Source organism: Streptomyces sp. MB09-02B (assembly GCF_033794485.1).
Classification (GTDB): domain Bacteria; phylum Actinomycetota; class Actinomycetes; order Streptomycetales; family Streptomycetaceae; genus Streptomyces.
Genome location: NZ_JARGEE010000407.1, coordinates 1 through 7,838, shown reverse-complemented (window position 1 = coordinate 7,838; position 7,838 = coordinate 1). Strand labels below are relative to the sequence as shown.

Sequence of the window (7,838 nt, the reverse complement as noted above, 5' to 3'; positions counted from 1 at the left end):
GAGCGTGCGGGGCACGGCCTTGCCGGCCGGTCCTCCGGCGACGGGGTCCTCGGCCTGCGGCAGGGCGGGCTTGCGCCAGGCCGCCTGGGCGACGGCGGGAACCCCCGACGCCTGTATCAGTGTTCCGGTCAGCACGACGGCCGTGGCCATGGCCACCCGGCGCCAGGGCCTACCTGTTCTTCTGCCTGGTCTTACCTGCATACGCTCTGCTTCTCCCGTTGAGTGGTGCGGACTGAATGGCGAGTGGTGGTGGAGGGGTGACCGCTACTGGGCGGCACCGAAGGCACGGATCTTCTTCACCTGCGCCGTGACCAGCTCGTCCGGAATGACGGCCGGGTTCTTCCCGTCCGAGGCGTTGGGCCGGACGAAGTTGTGAAACATGGCGACCGTCGTGCCTTCCCGCAGCACCACGACCGCATGGGGCACTCGGATCCTCACGCCGTCCGGAAACGACACGACCTCGACCAGGCGCAGGGAGACGGATTCGTCCCCGTATACGGAGTCGCGTTGCACCTTGACATCCGCATAGGACCTCCGGCTCTCCTTGAAGGCGGTGCAGCTCTCGGCTGCTCTCCTGAATTTGCGCACCACCGCTTTCGCATCGCCGAGCCGATGCGATGCGAGAGTCATGACGGCCCAGGGGCGGGTTCCTCTTCCGCTGTACGTCCGATTGATGCGTGCATGGGCCGCGTAGGCGCTGCTGCTCCGCCCGAGAGTCTGGGCGATCGCACTGCACGTGCCGGGTTCCGCCTTCCTTTCGGAAGGGCCCGGGCTCATCGGTATGCGGCCGAAATTCTCGCCGTCACGCTGTCCCAGTGCCACGTCGTCAAGATCTGCCTCGGTCCACGGTCCGCGCGCGGGGCTTTCTGCTGAAGAACTCTCGCCCCCGGAATGCACGCTGCCCGATCCGGTGCCCTGCCCGCACGCCCCGACAAGAAACGCGGCCAGCATCGCGGCCACCGCACCATTGACGCCTGATCCAACCAAAGTCGTTCCCTTGTTCCCATTCCAATGCCGGAGATTCGAGAGCGTCAGCGGCCCTACCGGGTGGGACGTTCGGTAGGGCCGCCGGCCTTCACGCTGGACTACAAAGGAAAGTCATTTTTCCAGGGTGCGTCGAGAGAATCCGGGTCGACTCCCAGTTCGCTCACCGCACTGTCGACTGCTTCCAGCGTCGCCACGACAGCCACCTGCACGCGCTCGATGTCCTCTTCCGCGAAACAGACGTCTTCGTCGACGAGATTTTTGGGGATCTCCACGGTCGAGACCCTGAAGGTCCCGTCCTGCAACGGAAACACCCATACCCAGGCGTAGCGATCCTGAGATTCCGGCTCGCGACGCGCCGACACCAGGGATTTCGTCATGGTCAGGCGGTTTGCCACCTCGGTGCGCATAGGGACCTACGGCTTCCAGAAGATGCGAATGATGGATCCACCGTATTGGGAGTTCTCAAAGGTGTGAATCTGGAGATGAGGGAAGTCCCCGTCTCTGTTGCCCGCACCGTGCCCGGCCACCCGGCCGTCCGCACCCAGCTGATCATCCCAGTGGTACGTTCCGCTCTTGGACCCGAAATACTGCCTGGTCCCCTTGCCGTCGAAACCGCCGGCGTTTCGATACCCGCTGCCCTGGAACTTGCCCAGGAAGAGTTCCTCCGCTTCGGCACGCGACCCGACCGTGATGCTCGTCCGCCCCTCATCGATGGCACGCGATGCCGATGAGACCCGACCGCTGGACCAGGGGAACAGACACCCCCCGGCATTGTGAACCAGGACCGGAGTCTCGCCCGCCAGCACGAAGTACGTGTGCAGGCCCGCCACCGTGAGGTTGTACGTCCTGGCCCGCTTCGTGAAGGCGTGGTTGGCCGTCACGATGACCGTGTCGCCGGTGTCGGTGAGCAGGGTCATGCCCGCGGCGAGGTCGCCCGCCTCGATCCAGTCCTTCTCGGAGGGGGACCAGAACGGGTGCTCGTGCGTCGCCGTGAGCTTCTCGACGCCGTCCTCGGTGGCGATCGACAGCTCGTTGAAGTGCTTGTCGTCCTCCGTGACGATCAGGCGGGTCACCTTCCGGGGACCGGACTCGCCGGTCTTCGGATCGGTGGCCATGACCTCGTCGCCGAGCTCGATGTCCTCGATGTCCTCGGTGGTGCCGTCGGCCATGAGGACGTCGGTGCCCGCGAGGAAACACTTGCAGCCCAGCGACCTGGCGACCCTTGGGCCCTTGCCGCCGGTGACCACCATGGCGATGAGGCTCTGGATGACCTTGCCGCGCTCCCACGCCTCCGCGTCGTCGACGCACTCGGCGGCGTTGTCGAGGCAGTAGGTCGCGGCGATGCGCTTGGCCTTGACGTAGTCGGCGTCGGTGAGCTTACGGCCGCCACGGGTGGCCCGGGTCAGGAAGTTGTCGGCCTTGAGGCATGCCAGCCGGCCGAAGCAGGCCTGGCCGACGCTGCCGTCGTTCTCGTAGACCGGCGTGTTCCAGTAGTCGCCGTCCGGTGCGCGGCCGCTCGGCGAGTTCTCCTGGAACCACGCGTCGAGTTGGTTCTGGTCCGTCGTGGCCGGCGCGTGCTGGGAGATCCACACGCTGTCGTCGTTGCTGCTGGTGGTCGTCGTGGTCTTCTTGGTGGTCTTGGACGCGCCCTCGTAGCCGTCCGGTGTCGGCCAGCCCTTGCCGTCGTTGCAGCTGTCGCACCACAGACCGGTCGGGTCGGAGAACGTCACCGGGTTGTTGTTGCTGTAGGTGTAGCCGTGCATCTGCTGCGCGTCGGTCAGGTCCATCACCGGGTCGACGCTGATGAAGCGGCCGATCGACGGGTCGTACTCACGGGCCCCGATGTGGGTCAGACCGGTGGCCTTGGTGTCGTCGGTACCGCCGACGAAGCCCTTGGTGCCCGGCCAGTTCGCCGGCTGGGTGCCGCGGGGTCCGCCGAAGGGCAGGGTGCGGCGCTGGGTGAGCTGCTGGGTGGCCGCGTCGACGGCCAGCTGGGACGTGCCGTGGTGGTCGGCGAGGGTGATCGAGACGCTGCCGTCGTCCTTCTGGACGCCCTGGTGGCCGCCGCCGAGGTCGAAGTAGCGCGTGGCCCTGGCCGTGGTGGATCCCTTGGCCAGAGTGATCTCGGTGGCACCGAGGTAGAGCGTGGTCTCGGTCGGGGTGCGGCCGATCAGGCGGTTGCCGTCGGTGTCGTAGAGGTACTCCGTGACCTTGCTGCTGCCGCCATCGACGGGTTCGGTCACCTTGGCGAGATGGCCCTCGGCGTCCCAGGCGAGCGTCTGGGTGTCACCGTTCAGGGTCCGGGTCTCGGTGTTGCCGGTCTCGTCGTAGCCGTAGCTGTCCTCCGCCGTGCCCGTCGCGTCGGTGGTGACGACCGAGCTCAGGGTGTGAGGCTTCGCCGTGCCCGCGTCCGGGTAGTCGTACGCCCTCTTGGTGTCCTTGGCCGTGTCACCGGTGGTGTCGTGGATCGTCTCGTCGAGCCGGTTGCCCACCTTGTCATAGGTGTAGGAGTGCCAGTACGGGGCCGGGCCGCCGAGGACACCGGCGCTGGGCGCGCCCGCGCAGGCGGTGGTGGGCTGGGTCCAGGCCTCCGTCATGCGGCGCAGGTAGTCGTAGGTGAAGCACTGGGTGTCGGTGCCGGAGCGGGAGGTGTCGGAGACGGACAGGACGTTGCCCGCCTCGTCGTAGCGGAAGGTGTTGTGCTGGTCGACGCCCGCGATGTTCTCGCGGTCCACCCGGGAGGTGGCCAGCCGCTGGGTGCCCCACTCATAGGTGTTGGTGGCCCAGGTCCTCTTGCCGCCGCTGTTGGACAGTTCGTACTGCAGCGGCTTGCCCGTGAGGCTGTAGCTCGTGGTGGACTTGAGCCCCTGACTGCCGTCGACGCCGGTCAGGCGCAGGGTGTCGTCGTCGTAGGTGTAGGCCACCGTCGCCGCCGGCAGGGAACCGGCCTTCGGCAGGCCGACGCCCTGCACCGTGCCCGAGTCGTTGTACGTGGTCGCCGAGAGGTAGGTGCCCTGCAGGGCGCCCTCGGAGGACGGGATGGTGACGGAGGTGCGCAGCGGGCGGTACAGACGGTCGTAGGCGACGACCTTGGAACTGTAGGCGTTGCCGCCGCTGTAGCGGATGGACTCCGCGAGGCGGCCCTTGGCGCCGCTGACCGTGTCGTACACCCACTTGGCGCGCAGGGTGCCGCCGGAGGATCCCTCCCGGATCTCGGTGCGGCGGCCGAGGTTGTCGTAGCCGTACCAGAGAGCGGGGGACTTCGCGTTGGGGCGGGCGTCGTCGGTCGTGGTGAGCCTGCCCCGGTCGTCGAACACGCTGACGGTGGTGCCCTTGTCCGGGTCGACGGTCCTGGTCTGCCGGCCCAGCAGGTCGTACTGGTACTCCCAGGAGTTGCCGGACGGGTCGGTGACCTTCTCCAGCTTTCCGCCGGCCGTGTAGCCGTACTTGGTGGTGTCGTACGCGGCGGTCGCGCTGCGGCTGTGGTGCCGGCGCAGCTCGGTCAGCCGGCCGTGGGCGTCGGTGACCTTGGTGGTGGCGATGCCTCCCACGGGCGGGACGACCGTGGTGCGGTCGCCGCCGTAGAGGGTCTTGGTGACGCCGAGGACCGCACCGCCGTCGCCGTTGCCGGCCAGCTGCTTCAGCTCGGTCTGCCGGCCGACTCCGTCGTAGGTGTAGCGGTTCTGCGTCTCGACGCTCAGTGCGTTCTCGGGCTTGAACAGAGTCGTGGACGGGGCGACCTGCGCGTAGTAGCTCGCGAACTCCTTGGCGACCAGGCCGCGTTCGTCGTAGAACGTGTCGGCCAGCAGGGTTCCGCCGTCCGGGCCGGGTTCCTGGGTCTGGCGCGGCCGGAGGAAGCCGTCGTGCAGGGTGTAGGAGGTGCGCTGCGCCCCGTCGTTGCCGAGCGTCCTGGTGCCGACCGTGGCCGGCTTGCCCTCTGCGATGGTGTACGTGAACTCGAAGTTCGGGGTCTGACCGGTGGTCCGGTCGGCCAGCCACACCTTGGCATTGCGGCCCAGCGCGTCGTAGGTGAGGTGGGTGACCTTGGTGTTGGTGTCGGTCTGTGTCTGCGGCTGGCCGCGGAGGATGTCGTACGTGGTGGTCGAGGAGTGCGCCGTCGCCGCGTCACCCGCCGTGGCCGGCGGCGAGGTCACCTTCGTGCTGGTGGCGAACCCCGTGGCCGGTGTGTAGGCGGTGGTGGTCGTACGGCCGTCACCGCGCGCCGTCCGGGTGAGTACCCCGGCGGCCGTGACCTTCACGTCCGCGGTCAGGTCGGTGCTGGTCAGCGTACGGGCGTAGGAGTCGAAGGTGGCCCCCGACTCCAGGTACACGGCGGTGGTGCCGTCGTACTTCCTCAGGACCGCGTTCGCGGTCAGATCGCCCTTCGTGGGGGCCGCCCCGTAGGCACCGCCGTCATAGGCGGAGCGCACGTCGGAGATCACGTCGGCGGGACGGCTCGGGGTCGTGTCGCACGCCTTGGCGACCGTCTCCACGCGGGAGGGGAAGTTGAGGATGTTGTCGGTGGTGTTGGTGGCGTAGGTGGTGCGTGTGCACTTGTTGTCGGTGGACGTGGTGTTGTCGCCGAAGTCGTCGACCTGGGTGACACGTCCGGCCACGGTGTCGTGCGAGTTCGCGAGCGAGGTGATCCGCCAGGACGCGCCGGCACCGTCGTCCAGCGAGGTCCACGACTTGGTGGAGGCGGTGCCGGTGAGGTTGGCCGTCACCGTGCCCCAGTCGCGGGTCTTCTTCGCCGTCTCGTGCCGCCAGGGACGGTTGACCGTCTTGGTCAGAACCTTGCCGCCCGGCCCCGAGAAGCCCACGGCCTTGTAGGCGAAGCCGGCCTGTGACTCGTGGTCGGTGATCGGGTCGCCCTCGCCCGAGTCCAGGGTGACGGAGACGGACTTGGTGCCGCCGGAGGGCTCCTTGCGGTCGCCGTCCATGCCGCGCAGGAAGTACGAGTCCTGCTGCGTCTTCATCGCCGAGGCGCCGCCCTGGCCGCCGGTCTGGACACGGACGTGCCCGTAACCGCGCCACTGGGACCAGGTCTTGTGCTTCTCCTTCGTCAGGCCGTCGTCATCGTCGAAGTGCCAGGCCGCGCCGTCCCTGTAGTCGTACGTGGTGACCTGGTCGGGGGAGCCGCCCGTGCGGTCGGTCGCGGTGACGGAGGCGACCACGTACTTGTTGAACCAATCGAGCTCTGGATCGGCGGTGGAGCTGCCGCCGATGTACTGCGGGAAGCAGCGGGTGGTGTTGGTCTGCGGGGTCGGCAGCGCGTCGAAGTCGCAGACCGGCGCCGAGTAGTCGACGTCGATCTGGCCACCGGACTCGTCGGCGATCGTGGACAGCCGGTCCTTGATGAAGGGGGCGTAGCCGTCGCCGGTCCTGTCGAGCCGGTTGGCGAGCTGGGTGTAGGCGAAGGTGGTCTTCGGCAGGGTGATCGCCGGGGTGGCGGTGTGCCCCGTGTGCTGGATGGAGTCGAGCAGCAGCTGGTAGTCGGTGTCGGCCATGCCCCAGCGGTGGGTCAGCTTCCAGGAGTCGACGTCCTTGTAGCCGCTGCCGTCGTACACCTGGGTGGAGACTCCGGTGAGCCGCTTGCGGGTGAAGTACACCGGCGAGTACCGGCCCGCGTCACAGTCCGTGCCCGCGTCGCAGTTCAGGTCCCAGGGCGTGTCGTACCAGTAGAAGCCGTCGTTGCCGATGGAGTCGCAGTCGGTCTGCGCGTCCGGGATGCAGCGCTCGCTGTTGGTGAAGTCGGCCTTGGCCAGCGCCTTCGCGCTGTACACGGAGGTCGACTTCAGTCCGTACTCGATGCGGTCGACCGTGCCGCCGCGGACGTAGCGGGTGTCGTCCGTCGCCTTCAGGTTGCGGCCGTAGGAGTTGGTCTCCTTGTCGTAGTAGTAGGCGATGGCGTTGCCGCGTGCGTCGACGACGTAGTCGAGGTTCCAGCGCCAGCCCTGCTGACACCACGAGTCGGCGAACGCGGAGGCGTGGCAGGGCTCGCCGGAGTCGTCGCCGAAGACGGGGACGGTCCAGGCGGAGTCGGTGGTCTCCTTGCCGTCGGCCCAGCCCGGCAGGCGGTTGTACCCGAAGTAGTAGCGGGTGCCGTCCGGCGCGGTGACCCGCCAGTACTCGTCGTCGCGGGCGCCGTTGCCGCGCACGTTGTCACTCGATCCGTAGATCCGGGTGACCTTCGTGCCGTCGTCCTTCTTCAGCTTCCAGGAGTTGGTGCCGTCCGGGACCAGCTCACCGGCCTTGCCGTTGAAGGTGAGGAAGGCGTTGTCGTAGGCCCAGCACAGATCGCCCGGCTTGCCGCCGTCCGCGTTCTCCACGCCGTCGTCGTCGCAGGGCTTGTAGCGGCGCTCGATGAATCCGGGCGACAGGTCGAAGCCGTCACCGACCCACGAGGCCTGGTTGTTGGTGTTGCCCGTCCGCCCGTCGACGGAGGCGGAGGAGTACGCCAGCCCGACGTTGGGCTTCAGACCACCGGGCACATTGGGTACCGCCATCTCGTACGACCAGTTGAAGTCACCGGTGTTGAGATTGGTGTTCCAGGCCGCCGAGGGGCTGAGCGGGCTCGCCTTGTAGTCGCCGCCGACGCTCTTCGTGTCGGCCACGGCGGCGAACACGGTGGGACCACCGGAGGCGAGGGCCATGCCGGACGTGGTCAGCGTCCGCTTCTCGGTGTTGTTGACGGTCGTGACGGGCCGGGTGGTGCGGCACTGCTTCTTCTGCGGTGTGGTGAGGGCGCAGGAGGGGAGTTGGACGAGGGTGAGGCGGTCGGCGTAGTTGCCGCCGTAGAGGCCGGCGAAGGAGGAGTAGTCGAGTGCGGCGCGGACCTTGCCGGCGCGCTG

At 67.9% G+C, this 7,838-nt stretch carries 4 protein-coding genes; all 4 read right to left on the bottom strand.

Translation table 11 applies throughout. The annotated features are described in order from the left end of the window. A partial coding sequence (locus P1P70_RS36130) for a hypothetical protein (protein WP_319245325.1) occupies positions 1–201 on the bottom strand: 201 nt, incomplete at its 3' end. 63 nt (positions 202–264) lie between these two features. Beyond that, positions 265–960, bottom strand: coding sequence for a hypothetical protein (locus P1P70_RS36125; RefSeq protein WP_319245324.1), 696 nt, complete (start codon positions 958–960; stop codon positions 265–267). A gap of 125 nt (positions 961–1,085) precedes the next feature. Continuing rightward, complete coding sequence (locus P1P70_RS36120) at positions 1,086–1,394, bottom strand: hypothetical protein (protein ID WP_319245322.1); 309 nt, start codon at positions 1,392–1,394, stop codon at positions 1,086–1,088. 6 nt (positions 1,395–1,400) lie between these two features. Then, a partial coding sequence (locus P1P70_RS36115; protein ID WP_319245321.1) for a polymorphic toxin-type HINT domain-containing protein occupies positions 1,401–7,838 on the bottom strand: 6,438 nt, incomplete at its 5' end.

Excerpts from the sequence above, each read along its gene's own strand:
- P1P70_RS36120 (WP_319245322.1), bottom strand. The coding sequence starts at position 1,394 with ATGCGCACCGAGGTGGCAAACCGCCTGACCATGACGAAATCCCTGGTG.